Genomic DNA, 23480 nt, shown 5'->3' with positions numbered 1-23480 from the left:
ACAAGGTCCGCGAGGACCTCACGGCGTTAGACGCCCTCGGTGCCAGGTTCGCTGTTCTGGGCCAGCTGGAGATCGTCGGCTCGGCCGGTGCGGTGCCGATCGCGGGCATACGGCGGGCCGGAATGGCGGGCATGCTGCTCCCTGCGGGCCGACCAGCGGGTGCCCGTCGGCGACCTGGTCAGCGGCATCTGGAGCGGCGAACCTCCGGCGTCGGCCGTCGACAACATCCGCGCCTACGTCTCGGGCCTGCGGCGCCTGCTGACCGGCCGGTGACAAGGCGTCGCGGCTGGTCAGCCGGCCGGGCGCGTACCGGCTCGTGTTCGCCCGCGACGAGCTCGACCTCCTGCAGTTCCACACCTTGGCGCGCCGGGCCGACCGGGCGATGCACGAGGGCGACCACCGGTCGGTGTCGCGCGACGCCAATGCCGCCATCCGGTTCTGGCGCGGGCATCCGCTCGCCGGCCTCGACGTGGGGCCGGAGCTGGCCGGGCGGCAGTTCGTGGTGGTGCTCGACGACGCCAGCAGCGCGTCGCAGGTGCGCGACCTCCTGCCCGGCTCGGGGTCGTTCACCCTGGTCACCAGCCGGCACTCGCTCACGCAGCTGGGCGCGGACGACCACTTCACGTTGGACGTCGTCGATCCGTCGTCCGGCCTGGCCATCCTCGCCCGGCACGTCGGCTTCGACCGGGTCGAGGCCGAGGCCGAGGCGGCGCACGACATCGTCGTCGCGTGCTCCGGTCACCCGCTGGCCATCCGCGTCGCCGGCGCGCAACTCAACGCCCGCCCCACCCATTCGCTTCGCGACCTCGCCGACCGCCTGCTCGACGAGGAGCACCGCCTCGACGAGCTCGCGGTCGGGCAGCTATCGGTGCGCGACAGCGTCGTGGCGAGCTACCGCGGCCTGAGCCCGGCCGGCCGGCTCTTCCTGCGCCGCCTCGGCGCGCTGCCCGACGACCACCTCACGGCCGGTGCGGCGGCCCGGCGGCTCGACCTGCCGGAGGCGTGCGAGATTCCCCTACGGTGGGGGGCGTGAAGATGGTTGTGGCAGTCGATCCGGCGGTCCCCGATCGGCTGGCGGAACTGGTAGGCGCTGACCTCATCCGGGAGCGCGGCTGGCTGGGTGAGCAACGGCTGGAGATCCGCCAGCGGGATCTGACGGCGGCGCAGCGCCGAGCGGCGGTCGCGAGGTTGTACGCCGAGCGTGACGACCGGCGCCGCCGACACGAAGTCCTCGCATCCCGGTCCGCGCTGGTCAGCGCGCACTTGTCCAGGCTGATGGGCGCGACTGGCTGGGCTGGCCGGACCTTCCGGCCAGTGCCCGATGGGCAGGATCGGATGCCGGGCCGGCGGTGGGGCACGTCCGGGTATGCGCACCACCGCGGCGGGGAAGGCCGCTTGACGATCCTGCTGCCCGACGAGCTCGGCGAGCACGTCCGCCGGGTCTCTTACTGGGTGAGCCTGCGCGCCACCACCCACCTGCAGCGGCTGTCCGACGAGACAACCGCCTTCTTCCCGCTCGACCTGTTGCGCGAGATGGGCGCACTGGCCGTCGAGCTCTACACGTTGCCGGCCGACGACCTCACCGCCACGGTGCAGCGGCGCGCCCGGAGCCGCCCGGGTCCGATCGTCTCCACCGGTGACCTGGTCCGCGCGGCCGCCTACCGCGCTACCTCTTTCATTCCCGCCGACAGCGACGCACCCGTTCCCGCCTGACCAGCGCGACGGAGAATCTGGTGTCCCAGCCGACCGCAGGCCGAACGGATTTCGGCCCGCTCGAGATCGACCGCGCCCGCGAGCTGCGGCTGCTGCCGGCGCCGGACGTCGCCGGCGGGCGCTGGTCGGCGGCCGCCGCCGAACGGCTCAGCGCGCCCAGGTCGAGCAGCTGCTCGAGCAGCTCGCAGCCGAGCAGGCACTGGCGCCGTCCGTTGCGCAGCGCGACACGGGTGCGGCCTGCTGTTCATCCGCGACGACCGGGACTGGCGATGGACGCTTTTCAACCCGGTACGGTGCCGAGCCCCACGGTGAGGCCTAGGTGGTTGATAACTTGTCTTATGTCAACTGGTTGCCGTCGCTGCCTCGGGTACGGCCTTCCCAAGCGTGGTGTGGAAACCTGTACCGGTGAAATCGGCTGAAGTCTTGGAGGCACACCGCAGCGCCGACGTTCGGGGTGCGGTGTCTCGGGTGCTAGCTCGTTCCAGAATGGACGACGTACTGATCCAGAGAGCAGCCGCCGGCCTCGCGGCTGAATGTACGCGGATACTGATCGAACGTCACCGGAGGGTCTATGGCTGTCGCGTACTTCTCTTGGTAGGCGTAGGAAAAAACGGCGCCGACGCCCTTGTCGCAGGTGCCCGCCTCCGTGGTCGCGGAGCGCACGTGGATGCGGTGCTAGTGGGCACTGATGCCTACGTGCCCGGACTCTCTGAGCTAAGACGACTAGGTGGAAGCTTCCTCGACGCGCTCTCGGACGAAGGCAGCAAGGCGGCGTTCGATGCGTTGTCCGCTGCAGACCTCATCGTCGACGGCATAGTTGGGGATCGTGGCAATGGCGGGCTCCGAAGCCCAGCAGACGCGTTGGTTGACGCCATCCCCAGAGGGGTGCCCGTCATAGCCGTTGACCTTCCGAGCGGCGTCGATCCAGACACCGGCGAGATCGTAGGATCTCACGTCACAGCGGATGTCACCGTCACGTTTGGCACGTTCAAGCCCTGCCTCTTTGCTCCCCCGGCGGCGCATGCCGCAGGCCGAACCGTACTCGTCGACGTTGGGTTGGGAAACGATCTCCCGGAGAGAGCTCCGCTGCGGCGGCTGACGAGGACGGGCGTAGCTGCCCGCTGGCCGGTGCCCGCACGGCCGGATCATAAGTACACGCGTGGAGTTCTCGGAGTCATCGCCGGATCCGACACCTACCCTGGCGCCGCCGTTCTCGCTGCACGCGGCGCGGTTCGCGCAGGCGTTGGCGTTGTCCGCTACGTAGGGCCACCGCGGGTCACCGACCACGTCATCCTGGCAGTGCCCGAAGCGGTCCCCGGTCTCGGCAGAGTGCAGGCCTGGTTGCTCGGATCAGGCGTGGAATCCGACGAGACCCAAGATCGGGGTATCGCCCAAGCGCTTGATTCTGGGTTGCCATGTGTCGTTGACGCTGGGGCACTAGAAGAGTGTGTCCGACGGCGGTCGGCGGGGACGAGGCCGATCGGAGCCGATGGCATTCTGATGACACCTCACGCCGGCGAGCTGGCCCGAATGCTCGGTCTTCTTGGACACCACGTCAGCAGGGCCGATGTCGAGTCTCGACCGATGCATCATGCTGCATGGCTAGCGGCAGAGACCGAAGCGACGGTCCTCCTTAAGGGTTCCACGACGCTTATCGCCAGTCCCAGCGGGTGGATGTATAGCCAAAGCGACGGAACGTCGTGGATGGCGACCGCCGGATCGGGCGACGTACTGGCTGGCGTCGCAGGTGCGCTAATGGCAGCAGGGATCAAAGCACCGGACGCCGGCGCGATGGCTGCACTCGTGCACGGGGTGGCGGGTAACCATGCCTCGAACGGGGGTCCTGTGAGCGCCAGCGCGATGGCGGATGCCATCCCAGGAGTCGTAGCCGAGCTCCTGCATCACTAGGCGCGGCGACGAGCACATGCGCGGGAAGGTGCGACGCTCAGCACCACCGCGCTATGCGAGGACCGCAGAGGTGCATTCGGCTCCTCTTGGCAACTCCGGCCAGGACCGCCCGCAACGCTGCGCCGGTCCGCGAGAGCGCTTTTTACAATTGGCCGGCCAGGGGCCGCAATCGCGCGCCTGGCCGGCCTTGCACTTTACGCGGCGATAAGTCCGCAGCGTTGAGCAAGTCCCCGGATGTGTGCGCGGGCGCGAGCGCGATCTCGATGCAGAAGTTCCAGAAGAAGCTCGCGGACCAGCGTTGAGTCATGAACTTCGTCGCGCGAAATGTTCTCAGCGTCGAGCAATACGAGGGCCGCAGACTCATCTTCACGACGCCGGACGTATCCTCGAGCCGTATTAATCAGCGCAGCAGCGCGCCGTTCTACGCTCGGCACGTTGTCGATCTCCAATCGGGACGCATAATCCACTACGCTGTCGGCTTTGCCGAGTTCGGCGCTGATCGCTAGGCCGTGGATGTCCACATTGCCTCTGCCGAACGCGGTCCACGGATCGTAACGGGCTCCCAAAGCACGCGCGGCGTCGTCTGCGACGCGGTGAAGTGCCCAGGCGCGCCCATCCTCGTCCGACTGCGCCGCGCTTACAGCTGCCGCGAGATGAAGCATCCCATAGTCCGCCAACAGATCCGTTTGAGGGTCATCGTCGTTTAGGCGCGTCCTCAGCTCGTCGGCTGCGGCGAGGCAGAGCCGCGTTGCCTCGTCCTGCTGGCCAGCACGACGGTAGGACGCTGATAGCGCCCAGGCGCCGAGTGCGATGAGATGCGGGTCGTCGGCCTCGCGGGCTGCACTCATCGCCCGTTCCGCAGCTACCCAAGCCAGGTCACCGTCGGGAACGTGGTGCAGCCATTGACGGGTAATTTGGTAGGCGCCGGAGAGGTTTCGAGCTGCAGCCCTTGGGTCTGATCCGTGACGATATGCCGCATTGGCATCTCGAATCAGGCTGGGAAGGACGCCGCCGAGGATTGAGTGAGCGGTCGGTGACTGGTGCCAGACGGTCCACGCGTCCGCAACGCGCGTACTGACGTCCTCTAGATCCGGCACAAGTTCCGCCCTGGGGATCGGTACGGCGGCACGCATGATGACTTCCCGTACGGCAGACACCGCGTCGGCGCGCGGGTGGCCACCACGAGCGAGCGTCTCTACGGGACGCCCGATGAGGTCCTCGACTGCGCAACCCACTACCTGGGCGATGCGAATAAGGTCGGTCAGACGATCTGCGTGGCGGCGCCCTTGCTCGACTGCGGAAACCCATTGCACGGACTTTCCGATCCGGGCAGCAAGGTCAGACTGCGTTACGGAAGCAGCGCGTCGGTGGGTGGCGATGTTGGCGCCGATTCCGCGCAGGATGGTCGGTTCAGCTACTTGCTCCATGCCAGCGAGGGTAGCTGCCGAGACTGCTACCTGTGTAGTAGCGAGTGATGATCGCAATCAATAGCGTGCTTTGCGTAGCGCTGCCGTCATCGCTGGTCACCATGGATCTCCTTGGCCCGCGCTGACGGCGACCGGTAACCCCGCACCTCCGCAGGCGACCGCCGGGTCGTCGCGCCATCCCGTCATGCCCTGGGAGAGGAAAGTTGTGGACTTGTTGGCTGGCACCGGTTGGTACGGCTTCCTACGGGGACGAGGGCGCAGACTCGTGTCCAGGCCGCCGGCGAGGTCTGCGGCCATGGCAGCCGTCCGTATCGATTTCCGTGATGGCACGCACGTCTTCGGCTCGCCGAGGGCCACTGCTGCGGAGGTCCGGCCTCTGCTTGGTGGAGTGCTGACCTTCTATCAGCGTGGTCCGCTGAGTGTCGCGGACATCGGCGTCGTCGAGATCAGCCTCAACGACCTCGATCTTCATCTGCGCCGGGACCTTTGCCGGTCGCCGAGTTGCCCGAAGCCGTCCACTGCGGCTGAGATCCTCAGGGCTGCAGACCGATGACCCGGTCGATTGTTGGCGTTGCGCGGGGTCTTGACCGCAAGACCCTGTCCGGCCCTGAGCTGACGTCGTTTGCTTTGACCGCCGCGGCTCCGTTGACGGCGGTAGTCGGCGGCATCGGTGGCGCGCTGGCTGCTACCGGCATCACGGGAATCGCTCTGGCGTTCGTCGGCGCGACCGTCGGGCTTCTGCTCTTCGCGGCCGCCTACACGTCGATGGCTCCCCATCTTCCGCACACCGCCCCCCTGTATGCGTTTGTTGCGCAGGGGCTCGGACCCGCACGCGGACTCGCGGCCGCGTTCGTGGTGCTGGTCGGTTACAACGGAATCCAGGTGTGTTTGTACGGCCTGTTGGGCTTGCAGCTCGCGGCGATGCCGTTCGGTGTCGAGTGGTGGGTCTGGGCGCTGCTGGCGTGGGCGCTGATCGGAGTTCTGGGGCGTCTCCACGTGCGGGACGCCGCGCTGGTCCTGAAGTGGTTCCTCGGCGTGGAAATGTTCGTCGTGATCGCCTTCTGCGTCGCCGCCCTGGCCAACCCCGCACGCGGGTCTTTGGATCTGTCCCCGCTGTCACCGTCCAACGTCGCAGGTCCGGGCGCCGGCTTCGTCATCGCGCTTGTCATCGCCAGCTTCACCGGGTTCGAGACCGCGGCAGCCTACGCAGAGGAAGCCCGCACTCCACGGCTGACCGCAGCCGCGACTTTCACCGCGCTGCTGGCACTGGGTGGGATGCTCACGGTCGCGTCGGTCGCCATGGTCAACGCGGTTGGGCCCCGGACATCCGATGCCGGGCCTGAGGTGGTCTACCAGGTTCTCGACCAAGCATTCGGACCGGTCGTATCTGGCCTGTCCCGCATCCTACTGGTTACCAGCATCCTCGCCGCTGGACTGTCCTTCCACCAGGCGGTCGCGCGCTACACCTTCGCACTGGCGCGTGAGGGCGCCTTGCCACCGGCGCTGGCCGCAGTCAGAGGCATCGGTGTCCCGATCGGCGGGTCGCGGGGACAAAACGCCGTCGGGCTCATGGTAATCGTCGGCTGCGCCGTGGCCGGGGTCGACGCGAATCAGCTCTTCTCGGTGGGCGCTGCTGGTGCCGCACTTTGCCTGATCTCTGTGATGGGGCTGACCTGCGTCGGCATCATCGCCTTCCACCGCAAGGGCAAAGTCGAGGGTGGCCGGGTCGGGATGTGGCCCGCTAAGGTCGCGCCCATTTTGGGTGGTCTCGCCATGGCCGTGATCTTCGTGGTGATGCTGACCAACGCCGACGCGCTCGTCCTCGGACCGAGCGACGACCCCGCCCAGGCGCCAATGGGATGGATCTTGATCTCGGTGATCGCGGCCGTGGCGATCGCCGGATTGGTCCGCGGGTGGTGGCTGCAGAAACGCCATCCCGACGTCGCGGGGGCTCTCGGGAAAGCCCGTGACCCGCTGCGAGAGGTCCACAACCGCTACTCCAGCGTCGAGATCTGACCGCGCCGCAGGGGAGGTGTCGCGTCATGCCCACTCACTCGCACCTGGGCGCCTGGAACCAGCAAGCCGACGAGTCCTACGCCGCTTATCGCTCCGACCCTGGGCCCGACCCGCTTGGCACCCTCGACGCGGCGGCGGCTCGGGGAGCAGCAGCGAACCGTCTGCGGGCGATGAACGTACGCCAGGGCCACTACGCGTGGCAGCAACGCAGGGCTCAACCGGTGTGCCCGCACGCCGTCGCGATCCTGTTCGTCGACCCCGCACCACTGCGGCCCTTGCCGGGTTCATCGTTCGCCGTCGTGGCGGCAACGCTGATGGTCGATGACGAGCCGGACCTCAGCGATCCGAAGCAGTTGTTGTTCCGGGTCGAGTCCAACGCTCGCGACTACATCGCCGCTGGGTCGTTCGACCCCGCTACGCAACTGGCCAATCGCTACGACGAGTCCTCCGGCCAGGCGTTCTACCTCGGCATTGCCCTGTCCACACTGGACCATCGCCGCCAACCGTGGGATCCCGAAACCGTCGGCGCTCAAAAGGACGTGCCAGGAACCTGCTACGCCTGGCTCCGTGACAACACGGTGATGCAGATCGATCGTCTCGGCGCCGATGGCTTCAACGAGATGACCGTCTACAGCAACGCCGTCGTCGGCGCGGGTCTCGCGAGCGTGTTCACCGCCGACTGGGAACGCGTTCAACGACCAGCCGGCGTCCACTGGCACGACATGTCGGCCTTCTGGAATCGCCTTCACGCTCTCCACACCCTGCTGCTGAACGAGGAGCCGAGACTGTGACCACGACACTCCCCGCGCCCGCCCTTGAGGACAGCAACGATGCCGGCCAGCCGCTCGCTGACCTGATTCACCAAGCGGGAGGCAGCACCGATAGCGATGAGCGGATTCGCCGTGCGGAGGACGTCGTCAACGCTTTCGCTGCTGAGCTCGACGGGCATCGTGCCAACAACCTCGGGTTCCCCGCCGCCTTCGACATCGACTACAGCGGACTCTCGGCACTGGCCCCGCGGCTGCTCAACAACCTCGGCGATCCATTCTCTGGCTCGGCGTTCCCCGCGCATTCCAAGCTCTTCGAACGCAGAGTCGTCGAACTCTGTGCGGACCTTTTCCGCGCACCGCCCGGCGATCGGTGGGGGTTTGTCACCAGCGGCGGGTACGCCGGCATCGAATACGGCCTCCTCAACGGCCAGCGCATCTATCCCAAGGGGATCGTCTACTACTCCGACGCCGCCCACGCATCAGTTCCCGCGGTACTGGACCAACTCGGCATGACTGGCGTCGCGGTAGCCGCCGACCAGCGCGGCGCCCTCGACCCACGCGACCTCGCCGCCGCGGTCCACGGTTACCGCGACAGGCCAGCCATCGTGGTCGCCACCGTCGGCACCACGATGACCGAGGCCGTCGACGACATCCCCGGCATCCGCACCGTGCTGCGGGAGGCGCGAATCTACCGCGCGTATATCCATGCGGATGCCGCCCTCAGCGGCTTCACGCTGGCCCTGCTGCCACCGGACGCGAGACCAGGATTCGACATGGCCGACGGCGCCGATTCCATCTCCGCCAGCGGCCACAAGTTCCTCGGCACCCCGATGCCCTGTGGCGTCCTGATCGTGCGAGCCAGCGCACGCATCCCTGGACATTGGGTCGACTACCTCGACACCTCGGTCACCCTGGCCAACTCGCGATCCGGCCACGCCCCCCTGCATTTGTGGTGGGCGCTCGACGTCCTCGGCCTGGACCGGCACCGTCAACGCGCACACGAGGCACGGGAAACCGCGATCTATGCCGTTGACCGGCTCAAGGACATCGGCTGGCCAGCGTGGCGGCACCTGCACGGAATGACCGTCGTGATCGACCGCCCTACCGACGAGCTGACGACCAAATGGCATCTCGCGGCCAGCGGCCAAATCAGCCACCTCATGTGCATGCCGGGGATCACCCGGACCCAGATCGACGCGCTGTGCGCGGACCTCGCCGCGTTGAAAGCAGCAAGCCCTGCGCGCGCGGCCAGCGGCCTACCTCGGCAGATGCGCCGGGCCGTACCCCCACCCGACGACGTCACGACAGGACGGCCCTGATGACCACCAACGTGAAACTCGGCCACGTCGGACCTCCTCCGACCGGAGATGACCCGCGGCGTCGCGTCCTGGCCATCCGAGGGGGCACGGCAATCGTTGCCGTCCAGAGCCGCAGCGGCAACGGCTGGCGCTGCAACGTCATCGCCCAGCAGCCTTGCGGCGGACCCGGACGGATCACGATCACCGACGCCGAGCTGGCAGCTGGCAGCCCAACGATGGACGTGGACCCAGTACGTGACCCGGATGGCTACGCCATGGGCTGGCTCGCCGTCGTGTCCACCACCGCGCCCGGCGGCCACACCTCGACGTTGGCCCGCGCTCTCGTCGAAGACAGCGCCCTGCGCACTCCCGGCTCGCTCGCCATCCGCCTCACCGCACATGACACGCAGCGCCTCGCGCGAGCCGTGCACGCCCGCGAGATCGGCATACGCACCATCCTTCACACACTCGTCACCAGCGGGCTACTCACGGTCGAGGACGGGGACGCCGACTGGACCACCTACCGCCTGCGAATCCCAACGGACGCGTCCACATGCCAGGTGTGCCGATGAGAACCCCGACCGCTACAGAGCTTCGCCGGTCTCTCGATGCCACGGCCGGGCCCGCCCTCCCGGCGCCTTCGATGCTGTGCCTTAGCGATGTCAGCCTCCACGTTCCGCCCCTCTACGGGCTGACACTGCGTCTCTGCCGCGGAGCCAGGGAAGCGATCATCTGCTCGACCGACGTCTCCGCGGCTATCGTCGGCATCCTCCAAGGATCCGTGCCGCACGTCGGCGCAGTGACGGTCGCCGGTGTGACGCTCACCGGGCGGACCCGGCGGGCGGCGCCGTTGGCCCTGGTACGCCGCGAGCCTGCCACTGTGGCAGCAGGCACCGTGGCCGGCGCCGTGACCGCTTGGTCCCCGCTGACGCCGGGCGGGCGGGACGGCCACGAGGCAACGACCCGCATCCTGGCAGCGTGTGGCCTGCGGGACCACGCGACGCACAGCGTGAACAGCCTGACTGTCGGCAGCCGCCGGCTCCTCGATCTCGCGATTGCCTGGACCCAACACCCGGCCGCCATCGTCATCGACGACCCTGCCGCCTCAATGACCAGCAGCGAGGTCCAGCACCTCACCTACGCGCTTACACAGCTGCCTCAAGACACCGCTGTGCTGTCCCTGGCGCCCGCGGTCGCCGACATCGCGGCAATCGCGACCCACGTCAGAGCCGTCAACGACGGCCGCCCGCAGAAGCCGATCGCGGTCGCGGACCTGCCCGTAGGAACCGACGACCCGGCCGTGCTGTCCCTGACCGGGCGAGGCCGCCGATGAACCGCCTTGCCCACCGCCAACCCCCGGCACTGCAGGCCGGCGCCGCGCGGTCCTCGGCCACCAGTTCGGGTGATGTCGCCATGCTCGCCGACTTCTCTCACGGATTCCTCGCCTCCGACCCCACCCACGAGGTCGGCGGGCCCGCCGGTCTGCGCCGCCTCGCCAGCACCCTGATCGCGCACACCGATCTCGAGCCAGACCAAAGAGTCGACGTCGACGCCGACACAATGGCGGCATTGCTCACCGCGCTGAGCCCGTATCTGCTGCGCGGCGGCGATGAGCTCGCCACGGTGCGCACCCTGCACCAGCTTGCCCGCACCCGGCCCCAACTTCGCCTGGCCGCTGCGGGAACGGCCCCGTCGGCACCGGCCTCTACCCTGCCCGGAAGTCTGCTCCCGCTGTGGCCAGGCGTCGACCGCCAGCACCTCGCGCTGTCCGGGGTGGCCGGCGTCAGGGTCATCATCCCCGAAGGGCGGACCCTGGCCACCATCCGACACCGGCCGGACCAGCACCCGCTTATCGACCTGCTGACCAGCCGCCGAGCTGACCTGATCGCGTACCTCGCCCGTTACCGGCTGGTCCACATCGTCCTGCCGGCCGACGTGGCGGCGGGCGCGGCGGTTACCGACCTCACCGCGGCTATCCGCCGTGCCGAGCCGGCCATCCGGATCACGGTCGATCCCACCGCCTACCCCGGGGCCGTCCGCGAACTGAACGCGTTAGCCGCATGCGGCGACGCGATCGTGTTCCGGAGGGAGCCGGACAGCGACGACATCGCCGCACCGCGGGACGGCAATCATGAACCCGAGCAAGTCGCGATCGTTCCGGTGACCAACGGCACCCGGGTCAGGCGCCTGACCCGCGGTGGCCGGTTCCCGCGCCTATACCCCGATCCCGGTGCTGGCAGCACCGTCAGGGCCGATTCCTCCACCGTCGTGGCGGCCGTCCTCGCCGAACTCAGCCGAGACACCTCCGGGCTCCCCGCGACGTGGAACAAGATTCGCGGCGCGGCGCGTCGGACGGCGCCATGACCAGGACCCCGGCACTCGCCGTGACCTCCCTGTCCGTCCTACCTCACCTGGCCGACGTCAACCTCACGCTGCCTCTCGGCGCTCGGATGGCGGTGGTGTGCGAGCCGCCGGCTGGTCGACTGCTGCTCGAGGTGTTCGCCGGTATCCAGCGCCCGGACACCGGCCGCATCGTGGTCGGTGAGACTCCGCTCGCACCGACCGGTCCGGCGCAGGCTCTGGCCCGGATCCAGACCGTTGGTGAGACGCCGCGGCCGCTTAGGGCCGCCACCGTCGCGGCAACCCTCCATCCGGCGGCCCGGCGGGCCAGGACACACCTGCGACAGGTAGCTGGCGGCGGCCTGAGCATCGAGGATCTCGTCGACGACGCGCTGGTCCGCGTCGGACTGCGCGGCGCCGCGGACCAACCGCCGCAGACCCTCTCGCGCCAGCGCCGCTACCTGCTCGATCTTGCCGGGGCATTGCTGCATCGCCCTGCGGTGCTGCTGCTCGAGCGACCGGCCGCGACTCTCTCGACGTGGGGTCAACGGCGTCTACTCGACGCGCTCGCCGACCTGCCTGAACACGTCGCTGCCATCGCCACCGTCGACCACCCCCACGACGGGCTTGCTCTCGGCTGGATCACCACAACTCTTCAACCCCGCCAGCGGCAGCCACACCCACAGGAGACCCCTGCCCGGGCACGCCGACCCGCCTACCGATGCGACGTCCCTGCCCTCGTGACGCGGCGGCCCGGCCGCGCCCCCCGCCGGGGGCAGGGACCCGGCGCCCCGACACGACCCTGAGCCTCGCCGGGCGGCCCGGGCTCAGTAACAGGGCGCCGCGGTGTGGTGCGCCGCAGCCCTCCCGAAGCGGCGCACCACACCGACACCCACCGATAACAGAACCGACGACGGGGAACCGTGACCACTGACCTCGTGCACGCCCGCATCATCCGCGACGTCCGCGCCCTCCACCACCACCGCCGATACCACAAGGCCGCACTGCGCGCAGCGCAATCCCTCTCCCACCTCGACCCCGCCACCGTGCAAGCTGACGCCGGTCTCCTCGAACTCGCACTCCTCTACACAGACAGTGCGGTACACGCGACACCCACCGATCCACCGCGACGGCGATCACCACGGTCCGGGCGCCGGCTGCCCCACAGCATCGGCGACGCAGGCCGCCCCGTCCCCGCTATCGATACACAAGCTGCTCTGGAATGGGCACGCTACGCCCACGCCACCGCGCTACGGTCCGAGGTGGCCGGTCCGGCCCAGCTGGCAGCCGCGACCGAGGCGGTCGCCGTACTTGCGCACCGCCTCGACCGTCACCACGAGGCAATCACCTTCGCGGGCCGGCTCCTTGCATTCCAGCGCGAACACGGCGACGTCGACGACGTGATACGCGCGCGGCTACTCCTCGGTGCCTACCTGCACGCCGACGGCAGCTGCGCCGAAGGCACCACGTTAGCCACCGACGCCTGGCAATCCTGGAAAGACACGTACGGTGACCCCCGCGAGAACGTCGCGGCCCTGACGGTCGCCGTCCAGCTGGTGTCTCTGCTCATGGCGTGCGGCCGAGCCGCGGACGCGATGAGCGCGCTTCGAGAGGTCACTGAACCCGCCGACGCGGTGGACTGGCGGTACATCGCGCATGTCCGGAACTTTCTGGACCGGCTCGAACCCTTGCGGCTGCGGCACGCGTCCGTCCACCACGATGCCGCAACCGTGGCCATCGCCGCCGGCCGCGAACCAGATGGCCGCTAGACCCGTGGACCGTCAGCACACCTCGACTGGTCGCCCATCGACTCCCGGCATTGTGCCCAGGCGGCGGTGGGGTTGCCGTTGCCTCCAGGGCGGCCGCCACGTGAGCCGCCGGCTCCGGCCGCGGCCCACCCGCCCTTCAACCCGACCTACACCAGCCGCACCACCCCGCCGTCGGCGCGAGACCGCCGACCGGCCGGCGGGCAAGGAGCGGCGGTGGTGGTCGATCCCCGACCCGCCGCCTCCTGCAACGGCACACCCGGCGCGAACGAGCACGGCACGCCCGACGATGGCCCCTCGCCCGGCGACGGCACCGCCTACCTGGCCTGGTACACCGCTCACAGCGGGCTCTGTGACGACCGGCCCCGACCGACGGTGGGACAGCTGTTGTGGATTGGTCGTGCCGCGAGTGTTCAGTTCGCGCTTGAGCCGTTCCCGTTCTGGTTGTTGCAGATCCACAGCAATTGGAGCACATACGACGGCTGGATCTGGCTCGATGGGGATCAACTCGACGACAGCGGCGAGGTCGTTCTGCGCCGGACGATCTGGGTTCAGCTCGACGGGATCCGTCTGGCGCCCGCCGGCCATCCCGGAAATCGCCGAGCCTGGCGTCCCGCACCACCGATGCGCGCTCAATATCAGCCGCGGAGGACACGGTGGTCAGCCGCGCCACCGCGCGGGCGAAAGGACGCGACCGCTGAAGCGGTGGAGACGAACCCTCTGCCGGCAGCGGCCACCCCGACGTCGGGAGACAATAGAACGATACGAAAAGAGCATGTCCACAGTAGAATCGCGATCGCGATCGCCGGCGGCACGCCGCGGCGCGGTAGAAGACCCAGCTACAGCCGCGAAACCGGCGGTCCAATCACCCTGGCCGGAACTGTCCGCAACGGTGAGGTGCTGCCGTGGCCACCGCACGCGGTGGCCGCACTGCGCGCAACCACAAAGATGAGCCGAGCCGAGCTCGCCGCATGCATCGGCTTCACTCGCCGCCAAGTTTCCCATTGGGAACGTGGCTCAATACAACCCTCACGCCTGGCTCGAGTCGCGCTGACACGGCTACTCCGCGCGCTCGGCCCCGCCGACCGGCACGCCTTCGCCACGCTGCTGTACCCGCCGCGCCAATCCGGTACGGACGGGGGCGCCGACCGCGCGGCTGCGCCGCGCCCGCCCGGCATGTCCTGGAATGCCGAGGCCATCAGCGCACTGCGGCAGGTCCTCGAACTCACTTGCGCAGGGCTCGGCGCGCTCATAAGCGTCTCCCAACCCACCGTGAGCCGCTGGGAGAACAGCCTTCACCAACCCGAGACGGCGCACCAGCAGGCGCTCGACCAGGTGCTCGCCGCGCTACCGCCCGACCAGCGCACCCGGTTCTTCGAGCTGGCCGCCTGCCCGCCACATCTTCGACCCCGGCGCCCCACACCGGTTCCGCCGGTCGACGTACTCCAACCGCTGGCCGACGACCTCCGCCCGCTGCCGTTACGGATCGCTGACCAACTGGCCGACGCCATTACCGCCGGCCACTACCCGCCCGGCACGCAAATGCCCACCGGTGAACGTATCGCAGCCCACTACGGCGTATCCCTAGCGACAACCAGCCGCGCCATCCGGCACCTCAGCCGGCGCGGCCTCATCGAGGTGCTACCTCAGCGCCGCACCCTGGTTTCGCCACTCGGGAGCGTCGGAGTCCCGGGCGTGAAACAAGACCCAATTCGTCTCCCTCACTTCCCCCGGCAGAACCGGTGACGGCCATCAAACCCTTGCCTGGCCACCTCTTACACCACGGCTTCGATCCCCTCCTACGTAGGCGGCAGGTGAAGGCGCCGCCCCAACAGGTGCGACTCGACCTGACCATCCCATCCACAAAGGAATCCCAACGTGACCCTCACGCCTCCATCGGACCCATCAACGCCTGAATCACTGCCCGCCGACACCGCGGCCACGCCTGCGTCGACGGGCGACCGGAGTCAGCGGCCGGCGACCGCCGCCCGGATCTATGACTATTTCCTCGGCGGCGTCACCCATTTCCCCGCGGACCGGGCCGCTGCCTTGGCCATCGCGAACGCCTGGCCCGACGTACCGGCCGTCGCGCGGGCGAACCGGGCCTGGCTCGGCCGTGTCATCCGCTACCTCGTCGACGCCGGGGTCCGGCAGTTTCTCGACATCGGCTCCGGAATCCCCACCGAAGGCAATGTCCATGAGGTGGCACAGCAGGTAGACAGCAAGGCCCGCGTCCTCTACGTCGACATCGACCCCGTGGCCGTGTCGGAAAGCCTCGACCTTCTAAGGGGCAACGAATACGCCACTGCAGTCCGCGGCGACCTGCGCTCGCCTGACGGGATCCTCGACGCCGCCCGGCGGCATCTCTACTTCGACCAGCCGGTCGGGCTGGTGCTGGCCGCGGTGCTCCATTTCCTCCCCGATGACCAAGCCCATGCTGCGGTGCGCCGACTCGTGGCGGCGCTGCCGCCCGGCAGCTTCGTGGCGATCTCCCACGGGGCAGCGGAGGTGTTCCAACCTACGCTCTCCGCGTCGGTCGCCGTGGGCGACGTCTACGCCCAGCAGACCGCCACCCCTGCCAAGGCACGCACCCGCCTCGAAGTCCACGATTTCCTCACCGGGCTGACCCTCATCGAGCCCGGCGTCGTCGGCATCACCCACTGGCACCCCGACGCCACCCCACCCGCAGCCGCTCCCGGCGAAGGCATTTGTCCCGGCGGCGAATGGGGCGCCGTCGCTCAGACAGGCGGTGCGAGATGAGGCGCTTCCACGGCCAAACCATCGTCGCGCCCCGGCCCGGAGGACCGGCGTGACCGGCCTCTCAGGGGTTGATCCCAGCGTGGCCGCGGTGGCCCGGATGTGGGACTTCTACCTCGGCGGGTGCGACAACTACGACGCCGACCGTAAGGCCGCCCGGTTGGTGATCGCTGCCGCACCACACATCGTGGATGCGGCCGCGGCGAACCGTTCGTTCGCGCACCGCGTGATTGGCAGCGCCGCCGCGCACGGTATACAGCGCTTCCTCGACCTCGGGTGCGGCCTACCAACCCTGTCTCCCACACATCGGGTCGCGCGTAGCTGGCGGTCCCGCGCCCGCACCCTTTACGTCGACCGCGACCTACAGGTCGTCCACCATGCTCGGCATCTGCTCGGCGATGACTCGGGGGCGGCCGCGGTCCGCGGCGACATCCGCGACATCGATGCCATCCTCGGTCACCCGACCACCCGGGCTCTGCTCGCCGGCGGCGCGCGTGTCTGTGTCCTGATGCTCGGCGTCGGCCATTTCGTCGCCGAAGGACTCGACCTGGTCACCGCGACCCTGCGCCGCCGACTACCGTCGGGCAGCCTGCTCGCGATATCGCATGCCGTCCCCGGCGCTGCAGACCGCTCCGGGTGCGATGCCGTCAAGGCGATCTACGCCAGCATCGGCAGCCCACTACACCTGCGTAGCGCCGACCAGGTCGCCGCGCTGTTCGACGGCTGGCAGATCGAGCCTGCCGACTGGACCCGGACCGCTCAGCAGCCCGTCCCGCTGCACGCCTGGCGGCCGGACATCGGCGAACCCGTCGGGCACTCCATCGATGCGATGACCGCCGTGGTCGGGCGCATCCCCGAACGCGGAACACCTGCCTGGAACCCGTGGCCTGCCCGCCGGCCGCGCCCCGCCGAAGCTCAGCACCGGCGACGGCGCCCGAGGCCCCCAACTCCTGCCATCCCTGGGACCGGGCCTACCACCCACAGTCCGCACCGCCACCGAAAGCATGACCAGTGACCGGCTCGAGCGCGGCCAACCCGGCCGCCCCACCTACGAAGAAGAACCGACGATGACAGCAACGCAAACCACGTTGGCCGCTAAACCGAGACAGCGCAAGGGCACTAAATACTCCGCGGACGTCCGCCAGGCCGTGGTCGCGACTGCGCGCCTGCGGGCCACGCGCAACCCGCACGCGGCGATCTCGGAAACGGCCCGCGAGCTCGGTGTACCGCTACGGCGCGCCAAGCGGTGGGTTACCGACGCCGGCGGCCTGGACCCGGATGCATACTCTGCGGTCCGCCCGCCACGTCCGGGCAACTATCTGGATCCCGCGCTCACCCGATGCGGTTTGTGTCACCAGCCGCTGGCCGCCTCCGCCGATGGCGCGGGCCGCTGCGTGTACATCTGCGCCAACCGCTGCCGGATGATTCCCGGCGGGGCGCTGCACCAGGCCGTTACGGACGCCATCCTCCGCCACACGCCACGCCTGGTCACTGGCTACGCGACCCTTCATGGCCTTCACCCCATCGACGCGGCACTCGACTACGCCGCCACCACCGTCTTCCACCGCATCACGGTTGGCGCACGGGTGTCTGACCTGCACCTCGCCTGGCGCATCCGCATCCCAGCGCGATGACCGCTCACCCTGCCAACGACGCCGCTGCGGACGCCTTCGGTGACCGGCGACGCCGATCATCGCGCAGTTCGTGGACTTGGAGACGTTCATGATCCCCGTTTTACGCCGCTGCGCGGCCGCCGCCGCGCTTGGAATCGCCGTAGCTTTGGCTGCCAGTTGCAGCGCCGGGCAGAGGGCCATCGCACCAGGCTCTCCAGGGCAGACCAGGGCCAGCGTCCCCGCTGCTTCAGCCAACGATGAGCTCGAGGAACTGGCCGACCGCCTGCAGCCGGCACCTGGTGACGTCAGCCATGGCAGCTTCTCGTACGTGACCACGCGCAGTTGGCCCGACCTGCCCACCAATGGTCCCTGGGCTTACCAGCGTCGGATCCTTGTCGAGCAGTCTTGGCGCGGTCCCGGGGGCAGCGGGCGCCTGCTGACCTGGAACGAAACCGCCGGATGCACGCCTGAGGAACCTGAGCAGCGATGGACCGCCGGCATGCCGACGACGATGCTCGGTGTCGACCAGCCCTCGAGCGATCCCGAAACTCTCCGGCACCAGTTGCTCCGCGATCCCTCCGCCCAGGCGCGCGACCTCATCGCCGTTATCTTCGCGTTGGCTCGCGAGCAGCACCTCCCGCAACCGGTGCGAGCGGCATCGCTTCGGCTGCTGGCCACGATCCCGAACCTGTCGCTCCACTACGACGTCACGGATCGGGCAGGCCGCGCCGGAATCGCGATCACCCACATCCGACCCGACCTCGCCAGCGACGGGCTCAAGGCAACCCTGATCGTCCACCCGGCAACCGGTCAGATCCTCGCCTGGCACGAACAAGCCGTAGACGCGGCCGGCAACCCGCAGCCTTGGTCACCCAGCGGCGGCTACATCGTCATCATCGCCAGCGAGCGGGTGGCCGACACCGAAAGTCCGTATGTTGGCTGCCGTGACGCTACCCAAGCCCGCCTTGATTTCCCGGCGTCCCGGCCTCCACCGACAGCGTGATCCGGGGCGGCGCCGGCAGCTGAGCAATGAAGGCCGGACATCCACGGGGGAAGATGTCCGGCCTTCATTGAAATGAAACCACAGAGGCGGATCCCGGCACCATCCCCGCCGCGGCTGTCGGAGCTACGCCGGCGAGGCTGCGCTCCAGCAATTCCAGGAAGGCCTCGGCCGGAGTCGACACGGCCGACCCTGCCTCCCGGTCGGCGTGCTGGCCATGTAGCCGCAACGCGAACTCCACGGTGGACCACTCCACACCGGCGCGAACCGCGGCCACGATCTCGGCCTGTTGACGCCGCAGCACCTCCTGGTGCTTACGCCCAAGCCGCGCTCGCAGCGGATCGCCCAGGGCCATCAAGGACAGCCGCTGCTCCAGGGCGAGGGCTTCGCGCCCTGTCGTCAGGAACGTGTTGATCAAACTCGCCGTGCTCACTCGCTTCCGTTCGTCCCCGCGGCGCTGGCCTCGTACGTTGCCAGGACCCTCAGAGCGGAACCACACACCGATCTTCGACCTCCTCCTTAGTCGTGTCCAGCGCCCGCGGTCCGTGGGCACCGGCCACTGCCGTCCAGCGGCCTCGAAGCAATCGAACGCACGTTCGATAGAATCCGGGGGTGGAGTGGGTCCGGGTCTGGGAGGTCACCACCACCTGGCACCGCGCCCTGGACTCTCCCCACGGAACAACCAAACTCGTCGAGCAGGCGCGAACCGCCGCCGAACTGCGCACCCTGGTCATGGCGGCCCGCGCCGACCCGCTTGCCTCCTACAGCCAACGTTCGATCCGTGTCCTCGACGGCGACGCGTCAACTCATTGTCGCAACAAGCACAGGTACTGGGTCCCCCACCTGGACGCGGGCCGACTGGGCGATGTGCCCGTGCGGGGGCCACCACGTCTGGATCTGCCTGGTCGACGGGTGCGGCGACATTCGCGCCGAGCCGGGCATCGCCGATGACTGCCGGCCCGTCCGGCCGCCGCAACTTCAGGCCGATCAGCCGTGGCCCTGACGCCGGCCACACAATCGCCCCGCAATTGGGCCCAGACGGGGCCGTCATCCCGGCAATAGAATCATTGGTCGCCATCACCTATGGATTCGCGCGCGCCACGCGGCCGCGATGAGAGGGCGACATCTGTGACCCGGAACATTTTGATACCCGACGAGGTGCGCGACATCGTTGGAGCGCAACAGGCAGCCGAGATTCTCGAAGGTCCGTGGCCGCCTGGATTTCGCTGTCCCTACTGCGGCCATGAAGACATCTTCGATGACGCGCGTCCTGCTGTCGCGGGTGTCAGGCTCGGACCGCCCGCCCTGGTGTTCTTCGCGCACCTCGCGTGTTCCAAGGAAGGCGTCCTACCAGACTTGGTGCCGGGCATCCCCGCGCCAAGCGAGCTTAGAGCCGGTGAAGCATTTGGCCTCATCGGCAGCAGCGTTGACACCGGGTGGCCATTCGTTTTGATCGAGACGGCGGTCGCCGCCTCAAGCATCGAGGGACCCGAGCCCGTCGACCTGGCCATCGCCGCCTGCATCCGGCAGGGGATGCAGCCCGTCGGGGGCCTCTCCCACATCCCGCCTCACGTCCCGGGGTGGAGGGTCATCCTGCCGAGCACCCGGCGGCCGGGCGTAGTGGTCGAGCCCGGGGGTAGACCTTTTTGGGCCCCCATGGCCGCCGTGCCGGACGGCTGGCCCGAGCTCGCCCAGCGGCACGGAGGCCGCTGCGGCGTTTACGTCGTCAGCCGCGCCGGGTTGAAGCTGATCGTGGCTCACGGCACCGACCAGGACCTGGCCCACGCGATCGCGCTGGCAGGCGACCGCGGACGTATGGCCGGTGTCTCAGCCGACGTAAGGTCTTGAGTATCGGGAAGCATGCACGCCTCGGCGCCGTGCGCGGCGATCTCGTCGAGGCGGCTGCGCGTTGCCGCCTATCCAAAGCTTGCCTGAGCCAGGCGACGCGAAGCCGGCCTGGCGAGGCCCCGACCGCGGCGGAATCGTCGAATTAGACGACGTCGACCACGCCGCTGTCCCGGCCGATCGCATTCGCGGCGGCCAGTACGCGGGCATACGCAGGCGTCTGGAGGGCGGAGGGCGTCAGGCACGACGGCCGGGTGGAACATGCGTACGGTCGTCGCTCAGGGGTTACGCCCAGTGCCAGATGCGGCGCCGGTCTCGTATGTCGTTCCAGCGTTCTCGCCGCAGCTGCGAGGAGTCCAGACTGGACGTCACGACGAACGCACCCGTAGCCCGCGCGAGGCACGCAGCATAGTTCGACCAGTCAGCCACCCACCGTTCGGGCAGGTCGCCGGCGAACTGCCGAGCGGTCACATCAACGATGTACGGGCCGCGACGGTGAGCGGGGTTCTCTTCTTCCAGGTCCACGGCCACGGCGCAATGCACAAACGCGATGGTGACCTGCGCGGGATCCGCCCAGCCGGTGATACTGACAGGGGCCGCCGTCACACCCGATGCCGCCAGACGGCGCGCGGTGGCCGGCGCCCAGATCAGGCAGTCACCGTCGACGGGCACGGGCTCTGGAACAGGAAGAGTCGCGACCAGCGGCCCGAGCAACGGGACCTCGATCCTCGGTGCGACCTGCGCGATCAGGGCACGCGCCGCGGGGCTCGGGTCGGCCAGGCTCGCGGCGCCGTGCACGGCTGCTTCCCGGCCCGAGGAGAACAACGGGGCCGGGCTGACGTAGCGGTGGGTGGCAGCGAGATCGTCGGCAGCCATGGTTCCCCACGGTGCGGCCAGCCGTAGTGCCAGCAGCTCGCGCGTGTCGTGGCAGCCTGCCCATCCTGCGCACACCCGCCGCGGCTCGCTGCCATAGCAGACAAGCACCGTGCTGGGCTGCAGAGCGGTGTCCAGGTCGTACGCGGTCAACCGCACGTACTCGTGTCGAGACCACACCCCGGAGGGCACATCGCGCCGGTATGGGCAGGCTGGGCATGGTGACGATGCAGGCCCGCTGATCGATGCGCCACCAGCCATTCACATCCCCCAGGTTTGGCCAGGGTCAGGGCCTTTGCCCGACGCCTGCCAGGCCGATGCTATGGGCAGGGGTGTCACTGAAGTCCATGGGGTCGCCGGGTTCGGGTCGCCAAATGCGGCGGCAACTACACCCACGCCAGGCTCGAAGACGGTCAAAGCACTCGAGGAGGGCCGTGCCTTGCGTCGAGCGAACTGCGTGGTGGGCCGCGGTTGGGGTCCCGCAGGGAGGATCTGCAGAAATTTGGGAGCCCAACTGCCAGCGCGTGTATGGGATGGGTCATGTTGGTCTCGGCCGTTCGGCCAGATCGACGGCAACGGCAAAGCGATTGTGGTGCACAGCCGCGTGGGACAGGCGTGCGCCTTCGAGGCGGTCGAGCACATTCCGGCACATCGCGGTGCGGTGCCGGGCAAGCAGATCAGTTGGCTCAACCACCTCTTCCATCAGGGTCTGGCCGTCCGTGGCTCGACCGCAGGCCATGAGCAGCGAGGCGACGTGCACGTTGACGATCAGCGCGGCTGTATTCTCACGAGGGCTGCCGTAGTGGTTCTTCCACCTCCGCCAGGCGCCTGTGGCCGTCATGGTCCCGTCTGTGCAACTACCGCTCGCGTGCAGGTAAATGCCGAGGGTCAGTTCAGCATGCACGAGACCGTCGACCTTGCGGGTCTCGCGCTGGATGGTGAGCAGCCTGGCGGCGAAGACAATGGCTTCGTGATGAAAGCCGAGTTGGTGGGCGAGCGCGGCGACTGCTTGTAGGGCGGCAGCTCGCCGCGGCGCTCCGGGCGGATCGACTAGCCAGGCACTGTTTTGCGCGTAGCGAGCCCAATGCAAGGCCGCCTCCAGATCAACCCTTCGAAGGGTCGGCGCCCACCTGCTGCAGGCGGGGCGTCCCCATGTCCATGTGTTCACGAGCTGAAGCTCGTACGAGGTGCGTTTCGCTGGCGCCGCGTGTACGGCGCTGGCGGCGTAGAGAAGCGCGAGTTCCATTAGAACCGGGTCCGGACCAACGGTGGTCGGATCAAACTGCGAAAGGCAACGCGCAGCTCGAAGTGCCGCATGCTGGTAGCAGGATCGGCCATACAGAGCGCGAACTGCGTTGAGAGCGCCCTCACTCACACCGTAGGTGGTCAAACTTCCCACCCTTCTCCGGTGAACGCGATGGCGTAGCTTGCGCCCGCTCCTGCCGCAATTGATGACGGAACCGTCACGCCAAGCAAGCTATAGATTTGCTCAAGTCGCCCGCTACTACACAGGTAGCAGTATCGCGGGTCGTCGGCGCGGTGTCTCGCCATGCCAACGCTCTGCCACTGACCCTGCGGTGCCCCTGGGTTCTAGGGCGCCCGGGGTCAGTGTTCACGCAGCGGCGAAATGCCGAAGGCCTCACGCCCCCCGTCGATTCCTGGCCGGCAACACCGGTTCGCGAAAATCGCTGGCCCCACGCGGACCTCGATATCTCAGCGTTGTCAACGATGCCTGTCTCCGACCGGCTTGGTATCGAATCCGAGTGCCAGGGCGGGCGCTGGCTGGGGGCGCGGAGGCGGGCGCTGGCAGCTCGGCGGCGAGCTCGTTGGGCTCAGCCGACGGACACGCCCAGCAGAGTCCTAGGTACTCAGCCGCGACAGCTGCTGCAGCCTTTCGGATTAAGGCGTGTTATGCGAGCTGGCACGTCAGCACTCGAGACGCTAACCAGCCAACGCCCCCGTGCTAGCGCGCAACCGACCAACCCCCGGCGTGAAAGGTGCTCGGTTAATTGGATGCCCCACGAGCGGTGGTTGCCGGACGGTCAGCGCCACCCGCGTCCGAGTTGCTTATCTCAAGCTCAGGCGTCCTCGATCTCCAGGACATCGCCATAAAGAATGCCGTTAGTACCGACATAAGCCTTCGGTTCATACGTA

General features: G+C 68.5%; 23 protein-coding genes. 19 read left to right on the top strand and 4 right to left on the bottom strand.

Going from position 1 to position 23480, the window contains the following annotated elements:
• Positions 1–87 precede the first annotated feature (87 nt).
• The 4 genes from CHC05_RS41200 to CHC05_RS40185 all read left to right on the top strand — a co-directional run bounded on the left by CHC05_RS41200 (position 88) and on the right by CHC05_RS40185 (position 3621).
• On the top strand, positions 88–273 hold the full coding sequence (locus CHC05_RS41200; RefSeq protein WP_144023014.1) for a hypothetical protein: 186 nt from the start codon (positions 88–90) through the stop codon (positions 271–273).
• A gap of 43 nt (positions 274–316) precedes the next feature.
• The gene (locus CHC05_RS40195) at positions 317–1033 is read left to right on the top strand and encodes a BTAD domain-containing putative transcriptional regulator (protein ID WP_179266600.1); all 717 of its coding nucleotides are present in this window, start codon (positions 317–319) and stop codon (positions 1031–1033) included.
• Positions 1030–1713 carry a hypothetical protein gene (locus tag CHC05_RS40190; protein WP_144023013.1) on the top strand — a complete coding sequence of 228 codons (684 nt, stop codon included), beginning with the start codon at positions 1030–1032 and terminating at the stop codon, positions 1711–1713. The genes CHC05_RS40195 and CHC05_RS40190 overlap by 4 nt, the downstream gene beginning before the upstream one ends.
• 486 nt (positions 1714–2199) lie before the next feature.
• Positions 2200–3621: a bifunctional ADP-dependent NAD(P)H-hydrate dehydratase/NAD(P)H-hydrate epimerase gene (locus CHC05_RS40185; RefSeq protein WP_089256122.1), complete on the top strand. Its 1422-nt coding sequence runs from the start codon at positions 2200–2202 to the stop codon at positions 3619–3621.
• A gap of 194 nt (positions 3622–3815) precedes the next feature.
• On the opposite strand, the gene CHC05_RS40180 is transcribed toward CHC05_RS40185, so the two are convergent.
• On the bottom strand, positions 3816–5048 hold the full coding sequence (locus CHC05_RS40180; protein WP_089256119.1) for a helix-turn-helix domain-containing protein: 1233 nt from the start codon (positions 5046–5048) through the stop codon (positions 3816–3818).
• A 295-nt stretch (positions 5049–5343) separates the two neighbouring features.
• Here CHC05_RS40180 and CHC05_RS41195 point away from each other — a divergent pair, with 295 nt between their 5' ends.
• The 14 genes from CHC05_RS41195 to CHC05_RS41180 all read left to right on the top strand — a co-directional run bounded on the left by CHC05_RS41195 (position 5344) and on the right by CHC05_RS41180 (position 18611).
• Positions 5344–5601, top strand: a complete 258-nt coding sequence (locus CHC05_RS41195; RefSeq protein WP_144023012.1) for a hypothetical protein — start codon at positions 5344–5346, stop codon at positions 5599–5601.
• Entirely contained in the window at positions 5598–7064 is a 1467-nt protein-coding gene (locus CHC05_RS40175) for an APC family permease (protein WP_089256116.1), read from the top strand. Before CHC05_RS41195 ends, CHC05_RS40175 begins: the two co-directional genes overlap by 4 nt.
• 26 nt (positions 7065–7090) lie before the next feature.
• Complete coding sequence (locus CHC05_RS40170; RefSeq protein WP_203714637.1) at positions 7091–7855, top strand: hypothetical protein; 765 nt, start codon at positions 7091–7093, stop codon at positions 7853–7855.
• Entirely contained in the window at positions 7852–9153 is a 1302-nt protein-coding gene (locus CHC05_RS40165) for a histidine decarboxylase (protein ID WP_179266599.1), read from the top strand. The genes CHC05_RS40170 and CHC05_RS40165 overlap by 4 nt, the downstream gene beginning before the upstream one ends.
• A complete protein-coding gene (locus CHC05_RS41190; protein WP_144023010.1) occupies positions 9153–9704 on the top strand; it encodes a hypothetical protein in 552 nt (183 codons plus the stop codon). Before CHC05_RS40165 ends, CHC05_RS41190 begins: the two co-directional genes overlap by 1 nt.
• Before the next feature lie 209 nt (positions 9705–9913).
• Positions 9914–10465 (top strand): hypothetical protein, encoded by a 552-nt coding sequence (locus CHC05_RS40155; protein ID WP_089256108.1) that lies wholly within the window; start codon positions 9914–9916, stop codon positions 10463–10465.
• An 80-nt stretch (positions 10466–10545) separates the two neighbouring features.
• Positions 10546–11496 (top strand): hypothetical protein, encoded by a 951-nt coding sequence (locus CHC05_RS40150; RefSeq protein WP_089256106.1) that lies wholly within the window; start codon positions 10546–10548, stop codon positions 11494–11496.
• Entirely contained in the window at positions 11493–12278 is a 786-nt protein-coding gene (locus tag CHC05_RS40145) for an ATP-binding cassette domain-containing protein (protein ID WP_089256104.1), read from the top strand. The genes CHC05_RS40150 and CHC05_RS40145 overlap by 4 nt, the downstream gene beginning before the upstream one ends.
• Before the next feature lie 117 nt (positions 12279–12395).
• Positions 12396–13241, top strand: coding sequence for a hypothetical protein (locus tag CHC05_RS41185; RefSeq protein ID WP_144023009.1), 846 nt, complete (start codon positions 12396–12398; stop codon positions 13239–13241).
• A 213-nt stretch (positions 13242–13454) separates the two neighbouring features.
• A complete protein-coding gene (locus tag CHC05_RS40130; RefSeq protein ID WP_144023008.1) occupies positions 13455–14984 on the top strand; it encodes a GntR family transcriptional regulator in 1530 nt (509 codons plus the stop codon).
• 132 nt (positions 14985–15116) lie between these two features.
• Positions 15117–15998: an SAM-dependent methyltransferase gene (locus CHC05_RS40125; RefSeq protein WP_089256096.1), complete on the top strand. Its 882-nt coding sequence runs from the start codon at positions 15117–15119 to the stop codon at positions 15996–15998.
• A gap of 49 nt (positions 15999–16047) precedes the next feature.
• Positions 16048–17010 carry an SAM-dependent methyltransferase gene (locus tag CHC05_RS40120; protein WP_144023007.1) on the top strand — a complete coding sequence of 321 codons (963 nt, stop codon included), beginning with the start codon at positions 16048–16050 and terminating at the stop codon, positions 17008–17010.
• On the top strand, positions 17000–17629 hold the full coding sequence (locus tag CHC05_RS40115; RefSeq protein WP_144023006.1) for a hypothetical protein: 630 nt from the start codon (positions 17000–17002) through the stop codon (positions 17627–17629). Before CHC05_RS40120 ends, CHC05_RS40115 begins: the two co-directional genes overlap by 11 nt.
• A gap of 70 nt (positions 17630–17699) precedes the next feature.
• Positions 17700–18611 (top strand): hypothetical protein, encoded by a 912-nt coding sequence (locus tag CHC05_RS41180; RefSeq protein ID WP_144023005.1) that lies wholly within the window; start codon positions 17700–17702, stop codon positions 18609–18611.
• Positions 18612–18675: 64 nt separating this feature from the next.
• Here the strand turns inward: CHC05_RS41180 and CHC05_RS40105 are convergent, their stop codons facing one another.
• Positions 18676–19026 carry a hypothetical protein gene (locus CHC05_RS40105; RefSeq protein WP_144023004.1) on the bottom strand — a complete coding sequence of 117 codons (351 nt, stop codon included), beginning with the start codon at positions 19024–19026 and terminating at the stop codon, positions 18676–18678.
• A gap of 710 nt (positions 19027–19736) precedes the next feature.
• Between CHC05_RS40105 and CHC05_RS40100 the strand changes: the two genes are divergently transcribed.
• The gene (locus CHC05_RS40100; protein ID WP_144023003.1) at positions 19737–20456 is read left to right on the top strand and encodes a transposase; all 720 of its coding nucleotides are present in this window, start codon (positions 19737–19739) and stop codon (positions 20454–20456) included.
• Positions 20457–20738: 282 nt separating this feature from the next.
• Here the strand turns inward: CHC05_RS40100 and CHC05_RS41950 are convergent, their stop codons facing one another.
• Together CHC05_RS41950 and CHC05_RS41170 are read right to left on the bottom strand one after the other, a co-directional pair.
• On the bottom strand, positions 20739–21587 hold the full coding sequence (locus CHC05_RS41950) for a DUF6283 family protein (protein ID WP_239126810.1): 849 nt from the start codon (positions 21585–21587) through the stop codon (positions 20739–20741).
• 277 nt (positions 21588–21864) lie between these two features.
• Entirely contained in the window at positions 21865–22716 is an 852-nt protein-coding gene (locus CHC05_RS41170; protein ID WP_144023002.1) for a hypothetical protein, read from the bottom strand.
• Positions 22717–23480 lie beyond the last annotated feature (764 nt).

Source organism: Asanoa hainanensis, assembly GCF_900188485.1.
Lineage (GTDB): Bacteria > Actinomycetota > Actinomycetes > Mycobacteriales > Micromonosporaceae > Asanoa > Asanoa hainanensis.
This window is presented reverse-complemented; position numbering and strand designations above follow the sequence as displayed.

Coding starts and splice junctions, on each gene's coding strand:
- CHC05_RS40185 (WP_089256122.1), top strand. CDS start 2,200: ATGGACGACGTACTGATCCAGAGAGCAGCCGCCGGCCTCGCGGCTGAA.
- CHC05_RS40180 (WP_089256119.1), bottom strand. CDS start 5,048: ATGGAGCAAGTAGCTGAACCGACCATCCTGCGCGGAATCGGCGCCAAC.
- CHC05_RS41195 (WP_144023012.1), top strand. CDS start 5,344: ATGGCAGCCGTCCGTATCGATTTCCGTGATGGCACGCACGTCTTCGGC.
- CHC05_RS40175 (WP_089256116.1), top strand. CDS start 5,598: ATGACCCGGTCGATTGTTGGCGTTGCGCGGGGTCTTGACCGCAAGACC.
- CHC05_RS40170 (WP_203714637.1), top strand. CDS start 7,091: ATGCCCACTCACTCGCACCTGGGCGCCTGGAACCAGCAAGCCGACGAG.
- CHC05_RS41190 (WP_144023010.1), top strand. CDS start 9,153: ATGACCACCAACGTGAAACTCGGCCACGTCGGACCTCCTCCGACCGGA.
- CHC05_RS40150 (WP_089256106.1), top strand. CDS start 10,546: ATGCTCGCCGACTTCTCTCACGGATTCCTCGCCTCCGACCCCACCCAC.
- CHC05_RS40145 (WP_089256104.1), top strand. CDS start 11,493: ATGACCAGGACCCCGGCACTCGCCGTGACCTCCCTGTCCGTCCTACCT.
- CHC05_RS40115 (WP_144023006.1), top strand. CDS start 17,000: ATGACCAGTGACCGGCTCGAGCGCGGCCAACCCGGCCGCCCCACCTAC.
- CHC05_RS41950 (WP_239126810.1), bottom strand. CDS start 21,587: ATGGCTGGTGGCGCATCGATCAGCGGGCCTGCATCGTCACCATGCCCA.